General features: G+C 73.9%; 12 protein-coding genes and 1 pseudogene. 10 read left to right on the forward strand and 3 right to left on the reverse strand.

The annotated features are described in order from the left end of the window. The first annotated feature begins 132 nt into the window (after positions 1–132). The 6 genes from ACYVGT_RS02030 (at position 133) to ACYVGT_RS02055 (ending at position 7,286) form a co-directional block, all read left to right on the forward strand. Positions 133–1,152 (forward strand): extracellular solute-binding protein, encoded by a 1,020-nt coding sequence (locus tag ACYVGT_RS02030; RefSeq protein ID WP_460854606.1) that lies wholly within the window; start codon positions 133–135, stop codon positions 1,150–1,152. Then, positions 1,149–3,323, forward strand: a complete 2,175-nt coding sequence (locus ACYVGT_RS02035; protein WP_460854607.1) for a N,N-dimethylformamidase beta subunit family domain-containing protein — start codon at positions 1,149–1,151, stop codon at positions 3,321–3,323. Before ACYVGT_RS02030 ends, ACYVGT_RS02035 begins: the two co-directional genes overlap by 4 nt. A 74-nt stretch (positions 3,324–3,397) precedes the next feature. Then, on the forward strand, positions 3,398–4,255 hold the full coding sequence (locus ACYVGT_RS02040; RefSeq protein WP_460854608.1) for a transketolase: 858 nt from the start codon (positions 3,398–3,400) through the stop codon (positions 4,253–4,255). Then, positions 4,252–5,295, forward strand: a complete 1,044-nt coding sequence (locus ACYVGT_RS02045; protein WP_460854609.1) for a transketolase family protein — start codon at positions 4,252–4,254, stop codon at positions 5,293–5,295. Before ACYVGT_RS02040 ends, ACYVGT_RS02045 begins: the two co-directional genes overlap by 4 nt. Beyond that, on the forward strand, positions 5,292–6,521 hold the full coding sequence (locus ACYVGT_RS02050; protein WP_460854610.1) for an aminotransferase class III-fold pyridoxal phosphate-dependent enzyme: 1,230 nt from the start codon (positions 5,292–5,294) through the stop codon (positions 6,519–6,521). Before ACYVGT_RS02045 ends, ACYVGT_RS02050 begins: the two co-directional genes overlap by 4 nt. Before the next feature lie 66 nt (positions 6,522–6,587). Beyond that, a complete protein-coding gene (locus tag ACYVGT_RS02055) occupies positions 6,588–7,286 on the forward strand; it encodes a hypothetical protein (RefSeq protein WP_460854611.1) in 699 nt (232 codons plus the stop codon). A gap of 58 nt (positions 7,287–7,344) precedes the next feature. Here ACYVGT_RS02055 and ACYVGT_RS02060 read toward each other — a convergent pair whose 3' ends face one another. Next, entirely contained in the window at positions 7,345–8,592 is a 1,248-nt protein-coding gene (locus ACYVGT_RS02060) for a M20 family metallo-hydrolase (RefSeq protein WP_460854612.1), read from the reverse strand. 147 nt (positions 8,593–8,739) lie between these two features. Next, the gene (locus tag ACYVGT_RS02065) at positions 8,740–9,963 is read right to left on the reverse strand and encodes a DUF418 domain-containing protein (protein ID WP_460854613.1); all 1,224 of its coding nucleotides are present in this window, start codon (positions 9,961–9,963) and stop codon (positions 8,740–8,742) included. A 294-nt stretch (positions 9,964–10,257) separates the two neighbouring features. Between ACYVGT_RS02065 and ACYVGT_RS02070 the strand changes: the two genes are divergently transcribed. The 4 genes from ACYVGT_RS02070 (at position 10,258) to ACYVGT_RS02085 (ending at position 17,045) form a co-directional block, all read left to right on the forward strand. Continuing rightward, complete coding sequence (locus ACYVGT_RS02070; protein ID WP_460854614.1) at positions 10,258–11,532, forward strand: ATP-grasp domain-containing protein; 1,275 nt, start codon at positions 10,258–10,260, stop codon at positions 11,530–11,532. Between the two features lie 19 nt (positions 11,533–11,551). Next, positions 11,552–13,579: a CocE/NonD family hydrolase gene (locus tag ACYVGT_RS02075; RefSeq protein WP_460854615.1), complete on the forward strand. Its 2,028-nt coding sequence runs from the start codon at positions 11,552–11,554 to the stop codon at positions 13,577–13,579. A 97-nt stretch (positions 13,580–13,676) separates the two neighbouring features. Further along, positions 13,677–14,138: a hypothetical protein gene (locus ACYVGT_RS02080; protein WP_460854616.1), complete on the forward strand. Its 462-nt coding sequence runs from the start codon at positions 13,677–13,679 to the stop codon at positions 14,136–14,138. Between the two features lie 54 nt (positions 14,139–14,192). Further along, positions 14,193–17,045 (forward strand): BTAD domain-containing putative transcriptional regulator, encoded by a 2,853-nt coding sequence (locus tag ACYVGT_RS02085; protein WP_460854617.1) that lies wholly within the window; start codon positions 14,193–14,195, stop codon positions 17,043–17,045. On the opposite strand, the pseudogene ACYVGT_RS02090 reads toward ACYVGT_RS02085, so the two are convergent. After that, a pseudogene (locus tag ACYVGT_RS02090) lies at positions 17,042–17,269 on the reverse strand (hypothetical protein); the annotation flags it as partial. The gene ACYVGT_RS02085 and the pseudogene ACYVGT_RS02090 overlap by 4 nt on opposite strands. Positions 17,270–17,587: the final 318 nt, after the last annotated feature.

Genomic DNA, 17,587 nt, shown 5'->3' on the forward strand with positions numbered 1-17,587 from the left:
TTCCGGCGGACCGGGGTTGACGGCCCGCTCTTTCGGTGTTCATGCTTATCGCATAGTGAACAAGATTTCACAAAGTGAAACGCCTGAGGGGTGAAGCCGGTGGATCAGCCGTGCAGAGCCGGAGCCGCCGCCGTGCTGAGCGGCTGTCTCGCGGTGCTCGCCAGCGGGTGTGCGGGCCCGCTGTTCGCCGGAGCGGCCGGCGACGGGTCGACCGTCGTCTTCGCCAACACCGGCGGGGCGCTGCCGGAGGTGTTCGCCGGGAACGCCTACCCCGAACTGGAGCAGCAGGGCGTCTCGGTCGCCGAAGAGGCCCCCAACAACGAGGCCAAGCTGACGGCGATGGTCGAGGGCGGCTCACCCACGTGGGACCTCTACTACTCCACGCCCTACCTGGCGCGCGCCGAATGCGGAACCCTCTTCGAACCCCTGGACCCCGGCCGGATCGACACCGCCGGGATCGATCCCGAGCAGATCACCGAGTGCGGCGTCCCCATCGTGGAATCCTCGCTCCTGCTCGTCTACAACACCGAGACCTACGCGGACGACCCGCCGGAGAGCTGGGCCGACTTCTACGACACCGAGCGCTTCCCCGGGACCCGCGGAATCATGAACTTCGCCAAGGACGGCGGCATGGAGACCGCGCTGCTGGCCGACGGCGTCCCCGGCGACGAGCTCTACCCGCTCGACTACGACCGGGCGTTCGCACAGCTGGAGCAGGTCCGCGACTCGGTCCGCTTCTACGAGACCGGCGCCCAGCAGACCCAGGGCCTGCAGTCCGGCGAGGTCGACATGATGCTGGCCTGGCCGGGGCGGGCCTACGACGCCCAGCAGGCGGGCGCGCCGATCGACGTCGCCTGGAACCAGCCCGTGCTCTACACCGACGTGCTCACCGTGGTGAAGGGAGCGCGCGAGCCGGACCTCGCCTACGACCTGCTGAACAGCCTGATCAGCACGGCCAACCAGCAGGCCATCGCGGACCGGTTGCCGTACCGGCCGGCCAACAGCGACGCCGCGATCAGCGACGACCCCGACATCCGCGCCTTTGTGGACGACCCGCAGGCGCACGGAACCGAAGTCCAGCGCGACGACGCGTGGTGGGCGCAGAACGAAGACGAGGCCACCCAGCGGTGGACGGATTGGGTGAACCGATGAAGATCTGCGGATACGCCGACCGGCTGTCCGTGCCCGCCGGGCAGGACGTGGCCTTCCACCTCTCCTCCGAGCATCCCCGCCTGCACACCGAGATCGTGCGCCTGCGCCGCGGCGGCGGTCCGCGCCACCACACCGCGCTGATCGAGGAGCCCGTCCCGGCCGGAATCGCCGAATCCGTGCCCGGCCGGGTACAGGCCACGCAGTCTGGCTCCTACCTGCACGCCCGGCTGGATGCGGAGCACCCCGCCATCGGCATGGCGCTGTGGCTGCGGCCCACCACCGGCGGCACCGAGGCCCGGCCGGTCCTGACGGCCGGCCCCGTGGCCCTCACCGCCGCCTCCGACGGCATCCGCGCCGAGATCGGCGGACGGACCGCAGCGCGCCTGGACGCCGCACTGGCGCCCGGTCGCTGGCACCTCGTCTCCCTCGCCGTGGACAGCTTGGGCCGGGTGGAACTGGCCGCCACCGCCGCCGATGCGCAGACCCGCACCGCCGAGGGCCGCACCAGTCCGTGCACGGTCGCCGGTCCGCTGCTGATCGGCGCGGGCGGCGACCGGGCCGGAGCAGACGCACCCGCCCGCCCGACCTTCAACGGCGCGGTGGCCCGTCCCGTGGTCACCGCCGACTGGGACCGGCGCCTGCACGCGCACCTGCTTGCGGGGCGCGACCCGCTGGAGCTTGCGGACCCGGCCCGCACCAGCGTCCTGGACCTGGCCGCCGGCCCCGCCGGCGCTGCGGTGCCCGACCTCGGGAGCCTGACCAGCGGCGCAACGGTGCACCACCTGCCGGCACGCGGCGTCCCGGGTCCCTTCTGGCGCGGCGCCGAGCGCGACTTCCGCGCCGCTCCGGCCGAGTTCGACGCGGTCCACCTGCACGACGACGACCTCTCCGACGCGGGGTGGAGCCCCGACCTGGTCTGGTCGGTTCCGGAGGGGCTGGACAGCGGCGTGTACGCGCTGAAGGTGTCCGCCGGCGGCGATACCGACCGCATCCCCGTCGTCGTCACCCCGCACCGGCACACCGCCCCGGTACTGGTCGTGCTGCCCACCTGGACCTATCTGGCCTACGCCAACTGGCGCACCTACGCCGAGTTCGAGACGGAGCGCCTGGCGCTCTACGGCGAAGACCGCGGGATCGACGAGCGCGACCGCTGGCTCACCCGGCACCCCGAGTTCGGGAAGTCCCTCTACGACGTGCACGGAGACGGCTCGGGCGTGGTGCACTCCAGCGCGCTGCGGCCGATCGTCAACCTCCGCCCCGACTACTACACGCCGACCACGCGCGGCTTCCGGCACTTCGCCCAAGACCTGCTCCTGCTGCACTGGCTGGACTCCCGGGGCGAGCGGTACGCCGTGGCCACCGACGACGAGGTGGACCGCGAAGGCGCCGGCCTGCTCAGCCGCTACCGGGTGGTTCTCACCGGAAGCCACCCCGAATACTGCTCGGCGGCGATGCTCGACGCCTACAGCGCCTACACGCGCTCGGGCGGCCGCCTCATGTACCTCGGCGGGAACGGCTTCTACCAGGTCACCTCCCGATCGCCGGCGTGCCCCAGCGCTGTCGAGATCCGCCGCGGGCACGCCGGAGTGGCCACCTGGGTCTCCGACCCCGGCGAGGAGCACCTCGCGGCCACCGGCGAGCCGGGCGGCCTGTGGCGCATGCGCGGCCGCGCCCCCAACCGGCTGGTCGGCGTCGGATTCACCGCCCAGGGGTTCGACAAGGGCCACGGGTACCGGCGCAGCGCCCGCAGCGGCGACCCCGATGTGGCCTGGGTGTTCGCCGGGGTCGACGCCGGGGCCGGCGAGGTGTTCGGCGCCACCGGGCCCGGGCTGGGCGGCGCCGCGGCCGACGAGTTCGACCGCGCCGACACCGGACTGGGGACCCCGGCCGGCGCCGCCGTACTCGCCTCCTCGGTCGGCCATTCCGAACGGATCGCCCTGGCTCCGGAGGAGGTCGACCACGGCTACGCGGCGCCCCCGCCCGGCGTCCACCCCAACGTCCGCTCCGACGTGGTCCTCTTCGGGCGCCCCGGCGGGGGAGCCGTCTTCGCCGTCGGCTCGATCGGCTGGACCACGGCGATGAGCCATGCCGGCGGGGACAACGCGGTCGCCCGCGTCACCGGCAACGTCCTGGACCGGTTCCGCACGGCCGACGGCAGCATCGCGCCGTGACCGGGCCCGCCGGCCCGCACCCGGCCGGCGGCACAGGTCGGCCGGGTGCGCCCCGAACCGAGAAGGAGAGACCCTTGCCCGACCCCGCACCGACCACCGCACCCCGTCCCGGGGCGCCGACGGAGCCCCAGCTCACGGAGAAGGCGCGGTTCATCCGCACCGAGACCGTGCGGCTCACCCGGATCGCCGGAGCCGGACACTACAGCGCCGTGTTCTCCTGCGCGGAGCTGCTCTCCGTGCTCTACTACGACCACCTGCGCCTGGACCCGCAACGTCCGGAATGGCCGGACCGCGACCGCTTCGTGCTGAGCAAGGGCCATGCGGCGATCGGCCTCTACCCGGTCCTGGCCGACCTGGGCTACTTCGACCCGGCCCTGCTGGAGGACTACACGCGGCTGGGCAGTGCGTTCGGCGACCACCCGGACATGAAGCGGATCCCGGGCATCGACTTCTCCTCCGGGTCGCTCGGCCACGGACTGTCCATCGGTGCCGGCATGGCCTGGGCCGGCCGGCTGCGCGGCAGCGACCACCGCACCTGGGTGATGCTCGGCGACGGCGAGCTCGCCGAAGGCCAGATCTGGGAGGCCGCGATGGCGGCCGCCCACTACCGGCTGGGCGGCCTCACGGCCGTCGTCGACGCCAACCAGCTCGGCATCGACGGATTCGTCGAGGAGACCATGCGCGCCGAGCCCGTCGAGGAGCGGTTCGCCGCCTTCGGCTGGCAGACCCGCCGGGTGGACGGCCACGACATCGCGGCGGTGCGCGCGGCCTTCGCGGCCCTCCCGCCCCGCGGCGGCGAGCGCCCGCAGCTGATCGTGGCCGACACGGTCAAGGGCAAAGGGGTGGCGCGCATGGAGCTCAGCCCCGACTGGCACGTCGGGAACCTGGCCGGCGCCGACTACGACGACGTCATGGAGGAACTGCACCGATGAGCCCCAGCACGCCGGCCCAGGACCAGTCCGAGATCTTCAACGGCACCGCAGCCGTCGGCTTCAAGGACGCCCGCTCGGCCGATGGGACGGACACGCGGGCGGTCCCGGCCTTCGTCATCGGCGACGAGCTGGCCGAGCTGGCTGAGACCGACCAGCGGATCGCCGTCCTCACCGCCGACCTGGGCCGGTCCAACCGGACGCTCGACTTCGCGGCGCGCCATCCCGAGCGGTTCGTCAACGTCGGTATTGCCGAGAAGAACATGGTCACCATGGCCGCGGGCATGGCCGCCTCCGGGATGGTTCCCTTCGCCGCGACCTTCGGCTCCTTCGCGGCGCTGCTGTGCGCCGAGCAGATCCGCACCGACTGCGCCTACCCCGGCCTCCCGGTCCGGATCGTCGGCCACCACTCCGGCATGTCGATGGGCTTCTACGGCACCAGCCACCACAGCCTCGAGGACCTCGCGATCCTGCGCAGCATCGCCGACCTCGCGGTCGTCTGCGCCACCGACGCCAACCACCTGCGCTCCCTGCTGAGGCTGAGCCTGGACCACCCCGGCGCCATGTACCTGCGCCTCGGACGGGGCCGCGACCCGGAGGTCTACCCCGCCCCGCCGGAGCTGGAACTGGGCCGGGCGGTCACCCTGCGCGAGGGCACCGACCTCACCATCATCGCCACCGGATCCACCGTGCACCCGAGCCTGGCCGCCGCCGAGCAGCTGGACGCGCAGGGCCTGTCCGCGCGGGTGGTGGACATGTGGTCGGTGCAGCCGCTGGACTCAGCCGCGGTCCTCGCCGCGGCGCGGGAGACCGGTGCCGTGCTGACCGTGGAAGAGGCCAACGTCCGCGGCGGCCTCGGCTCGGCGGTGGCCGAGTGCCTCGCCGACTCCGGAACCGCGGTCCGGCTGCGCCGGCACGGGATCCCCGGCGAGCACGTCCCGGTCGGTCCGCCCGCCGCCCTCTACGCCCACTACCGGCTCGACGCGCCCGGCATCGCCGCCGTCGCGCGCGAGCTCACCGACACCGACAGGAGCGCCCCATGACGCTGCAGCCCCTCCTCGGCGCGCGGGAATCCGCGCTCCGCGACCGCGCGCACCGGGTCATCCCGGGCGGGATGTACGGGCACATGGCCGTGGACGCCTTCAGCTCCGCCCACCCGCAGTTCATCGCCTCCGGAGACGGCGCCCGCGTCACCGACGCCGACGGCCGCGAGTACCTGGACCTCATGTGCAGCTGGGGCCCGATGATCCTCGGGCACGGCCACCCGCGGGTGCGCGAAGCCGTCGACGCCCAGCTGGACAGGGGGGACTGCCTGGACGGCACCAGCCCGGTCGCCGTCGACTACGCCGAACTCCTGGTCGACACCATCCCCGCCGCGGACTGGGCGCTGTTCTGCAAGAACGGCACCGACGCGGTCACCACCTGCGTGACGACGGCGCGCGCCGCCACCGGGCGGCGCAAGGTCCTCGTGGCGCACGGGGCCTACCACGGCGCCGTCCCGTGGTGCTCGCTGCGCGGGCAGGGGGTCACCGAGGCGGACCAGCAGCACCTGGTCCGCTACCACTACAACGACCTGGGCTCGGCGGCCGCCGCCGCAGACGAGGCCGGCGGTGACCTCGCCGCCATCGTCGTCTGCCCGATGCGCCACGACGTCAAGCGCGACCAGGAACTCGTCGACCCCGAGTTCGCCCGCGGCCTGCGGCGCCTCGCCGACCGCAGCGGAGCCGTGCTCATCCTGGACGACGTGCGGTGCACCCACCGCCTCGACCTCGGCGGCAGCTGGGAGCCGATCGGCGTCCGCCCGGACCTGGCGGCCTACTCCAAGCCGCTCGCCAACGGCCAGCCGCTCGGCGCCGTCACCGGTTCGGATGCGCTGCGCGACGCCGTGCGCTCGGTCTATGTCACCGGCTCGTTCTGGACCGGTGCGGTGCCGCTGGCCGCCGCGCTCGCCACCCTGACCGAGCTGCGCCGCGGCGAGGCGCTGCCGGCCATGGAGCGGGCCGGCCGCCGGCTGCGCGACGGCCTGTCCGCGCAGGCCGCCGCGCACGGGATCGGCATCCGCCAGACCGGCCCGGTGCAGATGCCCATGCTCGCCTTCGACGGCGACGGCCCGGACTTCCCGCTGGCCCGGGCGTGGGCCGAAGAAGCCGCCCGCCGCGGGGTCTACCTGCACCCCTGGCACAACTGGTTCCTCTCCGCCGCGCACACCGACGAGGTGATCGACGCGGTCCTCGACCGCACCGACGGCGCGTTCGCTGCGCTGCGCTGACCCGCGGGGCGACCTTATGTGGCCACTCGATCACCCGGAGAGTCGGGTGTGCGCACACTTTGGTCCATGGAAAACACGGCCGGCGATTCGTGCCGCGAAAAGGCAGAGGCGACCTGCGGCTGCGCCATCTCCCTCGCGGTCGGCAGTGTGGTGGTGTCCTTCATCGCCTTCGTGATCTTCGGCGATGCGCCCCGCGACCCACCGTTCGACTACACCCGGACCGTAGCGGTGGAAAAGCCGGACGACCCTCCGGAATGGGACTATGAACGCGAAAGCGAAAAGATTGACAGGTCGAGCACGCATTCTTCGGTGCGCGGGTCCATCGAGAACTCTGTGCGGCAGGAGGCTCACCGGGACCTTTTCCTCTTCGACACGGAGGCCGAATGCGACCTCTCGCTGGGGTCGTCGGACGGGTACGCCGACTGCTCAGTGGCCGCCAGCGGCGTGGAGATGTCCTACGGCGTTCGCATCAGCGGCCTCAGCAGCGGCGGCTTCCTCATCACCTGGGATGGCCGGATCGAAGAGCCCGGCGAGGTGATCCTCACCGAGGCGGCCCTGCACCGCACGATCTGGGAGCACACCGCCCACAAGCGCGAACGCGACCGCGACCTGGAAGTGCGGTGCGACCCGCTGGTCCGCCCGCGGCTTGCCCCTGTAGCCGACCTGGGCCAGTTCCAGTGCTATACGTGGCGTCCGGACGCAGCGAGCGGGAGTGTCCACACCCTCTATTTCGACAACGGACTGGAATTCTCAGAAGAAGAGTGAGCGGCCCCGGCGCGGCAGCGCCGCCGCGCCGGGGCCCGCCAGAGTTGCGCGAAAGCCGCTACGAGGGAGGTGCGTCCAGGCGCAGCAGGGTTGCGAGGAGGGTGTGGACGCCGGCGTAGATGTCGGTGGAGTCGGTCCACTCCTCGGGGCAGTGGCTGCGGCCCTGGTGGGACGGCACGAAGATCATGCCGGTCGGGCACAGGGCGGACATGATGGCGGCGTCGTGCTCGGCGCCGCTGTACATCCGCGAGTGGCGGTAGCCGAGTTCCTCGACGGCGCCGGTGCTGGCGCGCAGCACGCCGGAGGCCATGGCGGCCGGCTCCTTGCTGGGCAGCCATTCGAAGTCCAGGGTCACGCCGCGCTGGTCGGCTTCGGTTCCGGCGGCGTGGGCCAGAGCGGTGCGGGCCTGCTCCAGCCAGTCGCGCTCGGGGCTGCGCAGTTCGCCGTGGACTTCAGCCCGCTCGGTCACGACGTTGACCGCCTCCGGCGTGAAGGTGACCGCGCCGACGGTGCCCCGCCCGTGGCCGGCGCCGGAGGCGATCCGCTCCACGGCCAGGACTGTGCCGGCTGCGGCGCAGCCCGCGTCCCGGCGGTCGGCCATGGGCATGGTGCCGGCGTGGTCGCGGCGGCCGCCGAACAGGGCGCGGAACCGGGCGATGCCGGTGATCGTGGAGACCAGGCCGATCTGCACGTCCTGCTGCTCCAGCACCGGTCCCTGCTCGATGTGGAGTTCGACGAAGGCGCGGACCCGGGACGGAGCGAGGCGGTGCGCGGCCATCGCCGACGGGTCCATCCCGGCGGCGGCGAGGGCGTCGCCGAAGCGGGTGCCGTGCTCGTCGGTGAGCGCGAGGTGGCCGCCGGTGAGCTGTCCGGTGAGCGCGCGGCTGCCGACGCAGCTCAGGCCGAAGGCGTTGGGTTCCTCGCTGAAGAAGTCCACGACGATGAGGTCGTGGTGGAGCCGGCGGCCGGATTCGCGCAGTGCGCGGACCGCTTCCAGCGCCCCGATGAAGCCGACGGTGCCGTCGAACCGGCCGCCGCCGGGCACCGTGTCGGTGTGCGAGCCGGTCACGATCGCGCCGGCGGAGGGGTCGCGGCCCTCCAGCACGCCGACCACGTTGCCGGCCGGGTCGATGGAGGCGTCCAGCCCGGCGGCGCGCATGGCGTCCAGCGCCCACTGCCGGCCGGCGCGGTCGGCCTCGGTCAGGGCGATCCTGCTCCAGCCGGGCAGGGCATCGTCGGTGATGGCGGACAGCTCGCCGAGTTCGGCGTCGAGGCGTTCACGGGAGGGGGCGGGTGGGGTCGCCACAGGGGTCACTCTGCCTTCTGCGGAGGGGAGGCGCCGGAGAGTCCGGCGCCGCAGGACTGTCCCTGCTGGCCTACCCACCGGTGCAGGCAATCCACGGCACGGCTGCGCGCAGGCCGCCGGGGAGCGGTGCGGCTCCCCGGCCGCCCTTCAGCGCCGGGGGCCCGGGCTGGTGCGGTAGGTGAGCCTCCGCAGCGCCGCCTCGGCCGGGCCCGGGAGGCCGCTGCGCTGCAGGGCGGCGGCCATGGCCACGGTCGCCGTCCAGGTCGCCACCGCGGTGAGCGCCGCCGCTGAGGCGCTGGCGGTCGCTCCCAGCCCCAGTCCGTAGGGGGCAAAGACGGCCGTGAACGCGATCGACTGGAACAGGTAGCAGCTCAGCGAGCGCTCGCCCACGGCCGCGACCGCCGCCACTACGGGGCCGCGGGGCGCCGTGCGGCCGGCGGCTCCGGCCCGCTGCTCCAGGCGCCACGCCAGCAGGCTGAGCAGGGCGCACCAGCCGGCGCCGCCCGGCCAGCCCGCCAGGTCGTGCACCGCCCAGAGCAGGTCCTCGGCAATCGGACCGGGGGAGGCCGCGAACCCTGCCTCTACACTCGCCGCGGGGATCCCGGCCGCCACCGCCGCAGCCAGTCCGGCGGCCGCTGTCCGCTGCAGCAGCCGGCGGTACTCCTGCGGACGCTCCAGAATCCGCAGGCGTCCGGCCCACATCCCGACCAGCAGCGGCGGCAGCACGACCAGGAGCAGGGTCACCGGCGTGTACAGCAGCCATTCCGCGAACCGCTCGCTGCTCGCTGCGGAGAAGTCGGCCTGTACGAGCGAGGGCGCCGATGCTGACGCGGCCTCGGCGGACCCGTCGCCTGCAGCGACTCCGGACACGGTGAGCAGGAGCAGCAGCGCGGAAGTGGCGGCGGCCGAACCCGCGGCCGCCCACAGGAGCACGGCGGGGCGCGCCCGGAGGCAGCCGGCGAACAGCAGCAGCCCGAGCCCGTAGGCGCCGACGATGTCCACCGGGAGCAGCAGCACGCCGTGCACCAGCCCGATCAGGAGCATCCAGAAGCCGCGCCGGCGCAGCACCGGCCGCGCCGCGGCCCAGTCGGAGCCCGCTCTGCGCAGGATCCACGCTGATCCGTAGCCGAAGAGCAGCGAGAAGAGCGGGACCGCGCGGCCGCTGACGAGAAGGTCCTGGACGAAGGACACGGCGCGGTCGGCGCCGGCGTGCAGGGGGTCGGAGCCGGTCAGGAAGAAGTGCGCGTTCGCCAGCGCGATGAAGAGCAGCATGAACCCCCGGGCGAGGTCGGGAGCGAGTGCGCGGGTGCGGCCCGGGCGGCCGCTGCCGGGCCGGCGGGGCGACGGGTGTGAAGGGCGCTGCTGGGACATGGGGTCCTATCCGGGTAGGGGGACTCCATGGAAGCGGCTCGCCTGCACGCCGCACCATCCGCCGGACGCGAGTCCTCCGGGTGGCTCCAGCTCCACCCGCGCCGGGCGCGCGGCCGGAACCCCCTGCCCGCCCGCGGCGTGTATGGCGCGGGCCGGGCCGGGTAGCGGACGCGGTTGTGACGCAGGCAGGAGACCCCGGACCAGGCATGCAGCCGACTGAGGGCGGCGCCCTGCGCAAGGCCGGCGGCTGCCGGACTCCGCGCGGCGGTGCTCCTCCGGGAAGCGAGGCACCCCGTGAGCACCAACGTCTTCGTCCTCGGACTCGACGACCACAACCTCGAAGCGCTGCGCGGACTGCCCGGCGCCGAGGACTGCCGCTTCCATCCGCTGCTGGAACTGGAGGATGTGGCCGAGGGGGATCTGGACATGCCCGCCCTGCTCGCCGAGGCCGAGAAGCAGCTGGACTCCTTCGACGGCCCCGCGGATGCGATCATCGGCTACTGGGACTTCCCCGTCAGCTCACTGGTCCCGCTGCTCTGCGAACCGCGCGGCCTGCCGCACGCTCCGCTGGAGGCCATCGTCCGCTGCGAGCACAAGTACTGGAGCCGCCTCGAGCAGCGGGCGGCAGTGCCCGAGGTGGTGCCGCGCTTCGCCGAGGTCGACCTCGACGACGGGAGCGTCCCGCCGGACCTGTCCTTCCCGCTCTGGCTCAAGCCCGTCAAGGCGTTCTCGTCCGAACTCGCCTTCCGCGTCACCGACAGCGCCGAATACGCGGAGGCGATCGAGCAGATCCGCCACGGCGCGGGCCGGGTCGGTGCGCCCTTCCAATGGGTCATGGACAGGGTCCGGCTGCCCGAGGAGGTGGCGCAGGTCGGCGGAACCGCTGCGCTCGCCGAAGAGGAGGCCCGCGGCGAGCAGGTCACCGTGGAGGGCTACGTGCACGGCTCCGCGCCCCGCGTCTACGGAATCGTGGACGCACGCTGCTATCCGGGAACGTCGAGCTTCCTGTGCTACTCCTACCCGTCCCAGCAGCCCGACCGCGTCCGGGAGCGCCTCGTCGACGCGACCGAGCGGGTGGTGCGGCAGATGGGCCTCGACGACATCGCCTTCAACGTCGAGTACTTCTACGACCCCGAGAGCGACGCGCTCACCCTGCTGGAGATCAATCCACGGCACTCCCAGTCCCACGCGGCCCTGTTCCGCAGCGTCGATGGCGCGGCCAACCACGAGGCGGTCCTCCGCATCGCGCTCGGCGGTGAGCCCCGCACCGGTGGAGGCGGCTGGTACCCCTTCTCCGCCAAGTGGTTCCTGCGCCGGTTCGACGACGGGTTCGTGCACGCGGTCCCCTCCGACGGCGAGGTCGCGCGGATCGAGCAGCGGCTCGGCGTCCACATCGACCTGGTCGCCCGCCCCGGGGAATGGCTCTCCGACCTTCCCGGCCAGGACAGCTACAGCTTCGAGCTCGCAGACGTCTTCGTCGGAGCCGACGGCCCCGACGAGGCTCAGCGCACCTACGAGGAGTGCGTCCGGGCGCTTGAATTCGACATCCGCGGCGCCGACCAGCAGTGAGGACAGGAGGCCGGCCAGTATGCGCACCGTTGAGCAGCTTCCGCACGAGGTCCGCGAGGACGAGTACGTTCCGATCCCGCTCAGCGACGGGACCCGGCTCGCCGCCCGCATCTGGCGCCCCGCCGATCGCGCAGCCCTGCCGGTCCCCGCAGTCCTCGAGTTCATCCCCTACCGGCGGCGCGACCTGACGGCGCAGCGGGATTCGATCCACCACCCCTACATGGCGGGCCACGGCTACGCGTGTGTCCGCGTCGACCTGCGCGGCAGCGGTGACTCCGAGGGCGTGCTGCGCGACGAGTACCTGGAGCAGGAGCTCGCCGACGCGGAAGAGGTGCTCGCGTGGATCGCGGCCCAGCATTGGTGCGACGGGCGGACCGGAATGATGGGGATCTCCTGGGGCGGCTTCAACGCGCTCCAGGTCGCCGCGCGGCGCCCCGAGAGCCTGCGCGCGATCGTCACCGCCTCCTCCACCGACGACCGCTACTCCGACGACGTGCACTACATGGGAGGGTGCCTGCTCGGCGACAACCTGTCCTGGGCTTCGACCATGTTCGCCTACAACTCCTGCCCGCCGGACCCGGCCGTGGTGGGGGAGGCCTGGCGCGCGATGTGGCGCGAACGGCTGGAGAACAGCGGCCTGTGGCTCGACACGTGGCTGCGCCACCAGCGCCGGGACGCCTACTGGCGGCACGGTTCCGTGGTGGAGGACCTCGGTGCGATCCAGGTGCCGGTGCTGGCGGTGAGTGGCTGGGCCGACGGCTACTCCAACTCGGTCTTCCGGCTGCTCGCCGGGCTCGACGTCCCGCGGCTGGGCCTGCTGGGCCCGTGGTCGCACAAGTACCCCCACCTGGGCAAGCCCGGGCCCGCCATCGGCTTCCTCCAGGAACTGGTGCGCTGGTGGGACCGGTGGCTCAAGGGCGCCGGCAACGACGTCATGGACGCGCCCATGCTGCGGGCCTGGATGCAGGACAGCGTGGAGCCCTCGACCCACTACGAGGACCGCCCGGGCCGCTGGGTGGGGGAGGACTCCTGGCCCTCGCCCAGCGTGGTGCCGAAGGTCTGCCCGCTCGGGGGCGGGCGGATCCTGGAGGAGGGCGAGGTTTCCGGCGGCCGGCCGTCGACCCTGTCCTCACCGCTGTCCACCGGCAAGTTCGCCGGCAAGTGGTGCTCCTACAACGCACCGCCCGATCTGCCCTACGACCAACGCGAGGAGGACGGCGGGTCGATGGTGTTCGACAGCGGGCCGCTCAGCGAGCGGCTGGAGATCCTCGGGGCCCCGGTCGTCGAACTGGAGCTGTCCGTGGACCGGCCGGAGGCCATGGTCGCCGTTCGCCTGTCTGACGTCGCCCCGGACGGGCAGGCCACCCGCGTCACCTACGGCCTGCTGAACCTGACCCACCGCGACAGCCACGCGGAACCCGCGGCGCTCGAACCGGGGCGGAGGTACCGCGTATCGGTGCCGCTCAACGGCATCGCGCAGGCGTTCCCTCCCGGCCACCGGATCCGGGTGGCGATCTCCACGTCCTACTGGCCGCTGGCATGGCCCTCGCCCGAGCCCGTGATGCTGGCCGTCTACCCCGGATCCGCCACCCGCCTGCTGCTGCCCACCCGCCCCGACGGCGCGGCCTCGGGGCCGGAACCGGCCGCTTTCGGCGAGCCCGAGGGCACCGCGCCGATCCGCACCCGCCAGGTCCTCCCGGGCGAGGAGCGCTGGGACATCGCCCGCGACCTGGTCCAGTACCACTCCTCGCTCAACGTGGTCAAAGACCTGGGCACGGTGCACTTCGAGGAGATCGGGCTCGACGTGGCCCGGCGTGCAGTGGAGACCTACAGCTGGGTGGAGGACGACTACGGCTCCGTGCGCGGAGAGACCGTGTGGACCATCGGATTCAGCAGGGACGACTGGTCGGTCCGGACTGTCACCCGCACTGTCCTGACTTCGAGCCCCGGCTACTTCCACCTGCACGCCACGCTCGACGCCTATGAGGGGACCGAGCGGGTGGCCGCAACGACCCACACCTCCGACATCCCCCGCGACCGCGTCTGAGGCGGCGGACGGCCCCGGCGGACTGGCAGGATACGGCGCAGGGGCCGAGGCGGACGGTGCCGGCCCGGCGGTGCGCAGCGGGAGGAGCGGGGCCGGAATGGGCGGAGGGACTCTGCGCCGGGGCGCGGGCCGGGGGCGCACTCCGTGGCACCTCTGGGCGGCGGGCGCGGCCATGCTGCTGCTGTACGCGATGGGCGCGCGCGACTACGCCTACCTGCTCGGGCCCGATCCGGCCTACGTCGCCAGCCAGGGGTGGGGGCCGGAGGCGGCGGCCTACTTCAGCGGGTATCCGGTCGCGCTGCGCGCCGTGTGGACGCTGAACATCGCCGCCGGGCTCGCCGCCCCGGTGCTGTTGCTGCTGCGCTCGCGGTACGCGCCGGCGGCCGCCCTGGCCGCGGCCGCCGCCCAGATCGCCCTGATGGCGGTCTCCTTCGCGGTGCTGGACCGGTGGGCGGCGCTGGGCGCCTTCACCAACTCCTGGGACATCGGGATTGCGGCGGTCACCGCCGCCTTCTGGGCGTACTGCCTCCGCATGCGCCGCACCGGCGTGCTCGGCTGACGCGCACCCGGGCTCCGCTACCGGCGCCCGCCTCTTTTCGGCAAGAATGGGGGTATGCGATTCGGGGTCCTGGGGCCGCTGCAGGCGGGCGAGGCAGCCGAGGCCCCGGTCGGGGGGCAGCGGCTGCGGGCGCTGCTCACCCTGCTGCTGCTGGAGGCCGGGCGGACCGTTCCCACCGGCACCCTGATCGACGGCGTGTACGGGGCGGACCCGCCCCGCAACGCCGCCAACGCGCTGCAGTCGCAGGTGTCGCGGCTGCGCCGCATGCTGCCGCCCCGGCCGGACGGTGCTCCGCTGGTGGAGTTCCACCCCGGCGGCTACCGCATCGCCGTCGACCCCGGCGACGTGGACGTGCACCGCTTCACCCGGCTCACTGCGCAGGCGCGCACCGCCGCGCGGGCGGGGGACCACCGCAGCGCCGCCCGGCTACTCGAAGAGGCGCTCGGCGAGTGGCGCGGCCAGGCGCTCGCCGACGTCGCCGGACTGCCCTTCGCGGCGCCGCAGGCAGCGCGGCTGGAGGCCCAGCGCGCAGCGGCGGCGGAGGACCTCGGCGAGGCGCGCATCGCGCTGGGGCGGGCCGGTGAGGCAGTGGCGGACCTGCGCGAGCACGCCGACGCCCACCCGCTCCGCGAGCGGGCGTGGGCGCTGCTCATCCGCGCCCTGGGCGGCGCCGGGCAGCAGGCCGAAGCGCTGGACGCCTTCGCTGCCATCCGCGGCGCGCTCGCCGCCGAGCTCGGCGCGGATCCGTCCCCGGAGCTGGCCGAGGCGCACCTCGCTGTGCTCCGCGGCAGCGCCGCTCCCGCGCCCCCGGCGCCGGAGCGGTGGGGGCTGCGCCACCAGTTCACGACCTTTGTGGGGCGCGAAGGCGATGTCCGCCGGGTCGCCGCGCTCCTCGGCGAGCGCCGCCTGGTCACCGTCGCCGGGCCGGGCGGGGCGGGCAAGACCCGGCTGGCCGCCCGGGTCGCGGCCGGATACCCCGGGGACGCGGGCTTCGCCGACCTCTCCCGCCTCACCGAACCCGCCGACATCGCGCCCCTCGTCCTCGCCACGCTGGAGCTGCGGGAGTCGGGTCTGCGGCGGACCGCGTCCGGTGCGCCGCCCCCGGTCGAGCGGCTGGAGAACGCGCTCGCCGGCCGCAGCCTCCTCCTCGTCCTGGACAACTGCGAGCACGTGGTCGGAGCCGTTGCCGAGCTGGCCGGGCGCCTGCTCGGCGCTGCGCCGGAGCTGCGCATCCTCGCCACCTCCCGGGAGCCCCTGGGCATGACCGGTGAGGCGCTGCACCGGCTCGGCGGCCTGCCGCTCCCGCCGGAAGACGCCGGCGCCGATCCGGACACGGCCCTGGAGTCGGCCGCGGTCCGGCTGTTCGCCGAGCGCGGCCGCGACGCCGACCCGGGGTTCGCCGTGACCCGCCGCACCGCCGCCGAGGCGGTGCGCATCTGCCGCCGGCTCGACGGGCTGCCGCTGGGGATCGAGCTGGCCGCCGCCCGGCTGGGCACCCTGCCGGCCGCGGAGATCGCCGCCCGCCTCGACGACCGCTTCCGGCTGCTGTCCCGCGGCAGCCGGGCGGCCCAGCCCCGGCACCAGACGCTGCGCGCGGTGGTCGAATGGAGCTGGGACCTGCTCGGACCGGAGGAGCAGCGGCTCGGAAGGCGGCTGTCGGTGTTCTCCGCCGGCGCCGACGCGCCGGCCATCGAAGCGGTGTGCGGCGCCGACGCCCTGGCCGCGCTGGGCGGCCTGGTGGACAAGTCGCTGGTCGAGTTCAGCGGCGGCCGCTACCGGATGCTCGACACCGTGCACGCCTTCTGCGCCGAGCACCTCGCCGCATCCGGCGAAGAGCAGCGGATGCGCGCCGCGCACGCCGCCCACTACCGGGAGCTCGCCAGCGCGGCCGAACCGCGGCTGCGCAGCGCCGAGCAGCTGGAGTGGCTGGCGGTGCTGGACGCCGAGCGCGACAACCTGCACGCCGCCGTGCGCCGATCTGCCGCCGCGGGTGACGACGCGACCGCGCTGGGCATGGTGGCCTGCCTGAGCATGTACTGGTGGCTGCGCGGAATGCGGGCGGAGGCGGCGGTACTGGCCGGCGAAGCCCGCGACGCAGCCGGCGCCGAACCGCCCGGCCTCGATGAGGAGTGGACGGCCTGCCTGGCCCTCGCGGCCTTCGCCGGCGACCAGACGGTGTCCACCGCCGACCTCTTCCGCCGGAACACCTCCTGGGCGCGGATCGCCGCCACGGATGCGGTGCCGCGGTACCCGTTCGTCTACTACCTGGTCGCCCTGCTCAGCGGCCCGCCGAACGACACACTGGACGAGCAGGTGCACCTGGCCGAGGAGGTGGGAGCGCGGTACGGGCAGTGGATGTACGCGCTGGTCCTGATCGGCTCGGGCACGATCAGCCGCTGGCTCGGCCGGCCGCAGCGGGCCGAGCCGATCCTGCGGGAAGCCGTCGCCGGGTTCACCCAGCTGGGCGACCGCTGGGGGATGGCCATCTCCTGCTCCGCACTCGGTGAAGAGCTCGCCCGCGCCGGACGGCCGGCCGACGGCGTGGCGGCACTGGACGAGGCCCTGCGCCACGCCCGGTATCTGCAGGCCAGCGTCGACCTGCCCGACCTGCTCCGCGCCCGCGGCTCCCTCTACCTCGAGCTGGACGACACCGCCGCAGCCCGGGCGGACTTCGAGGCTGCGCTCGCCGGCGCCCAGCGCGCCGGCGACCGCGACAACACCGCCAGCGCCCGCCTCGGCCTGGCCGAGATCGAGCTGCGCAGCGGAGACGAGGCGGCGGCCTACCGCACCGCCCAGCGGGCGCTCGCCGAGTGCCCGGCCGGCTGGTACGTCGCCGACGAGGTCCGCAAGGAGATCGCGGAGTTCCTCGATGCGCTGGCCGCCCCCGCGCCGCCGGAGCCCGCCTAAGGCGTTGATGGGAATGTGCGCCGTCGACAGTGGCCGTCAGCGGTCGGCGACAGCGTCCCCCGGAGCCCGGCCGGTTGTGCCGGATCGGCCGCGTTCAGCGCCAGGGTGCGCCGGCACAGCCCGGCCCGCAGCCCCGCTGCGGTGCCGGTGCCATGGCGCTCCAGCCCGAGGTGGTTCTTCAGTGTCCCGATCACCGCCTCGATCCGCCGGCGCGACCACGCGGGAACACCCTCGCCTCCGGGTCCGCAGCTGGTTCTCCGTTCAACGATCTCGGGCGCATTCCGCGGGTGGCACCCGTCGCGCAGCGAAGAAGCCGTCCACTAGAACGCCCCGGCCCGGCGCCGCCTCCGCCCGCCGTCCGCGGAGGCCGGCGCGGAGGGGCGCCCATGCCGCGCTCGCGGCGCGCCGGCGGATTCCGCCGGTCACCGGATCCGCGGTGGCGGGTCCAGCGGGCCGCCGGTGTTGCCATGGCCGCCGTTCTGGCCGCGGGCCCGGGACGCCCTGCGCTCCTGCGCGCGCCGGCGCGCCGCCGCCAGCCGCAG

The organism is Nocardiopsis coralliicola (assembly GCF_054779695.1).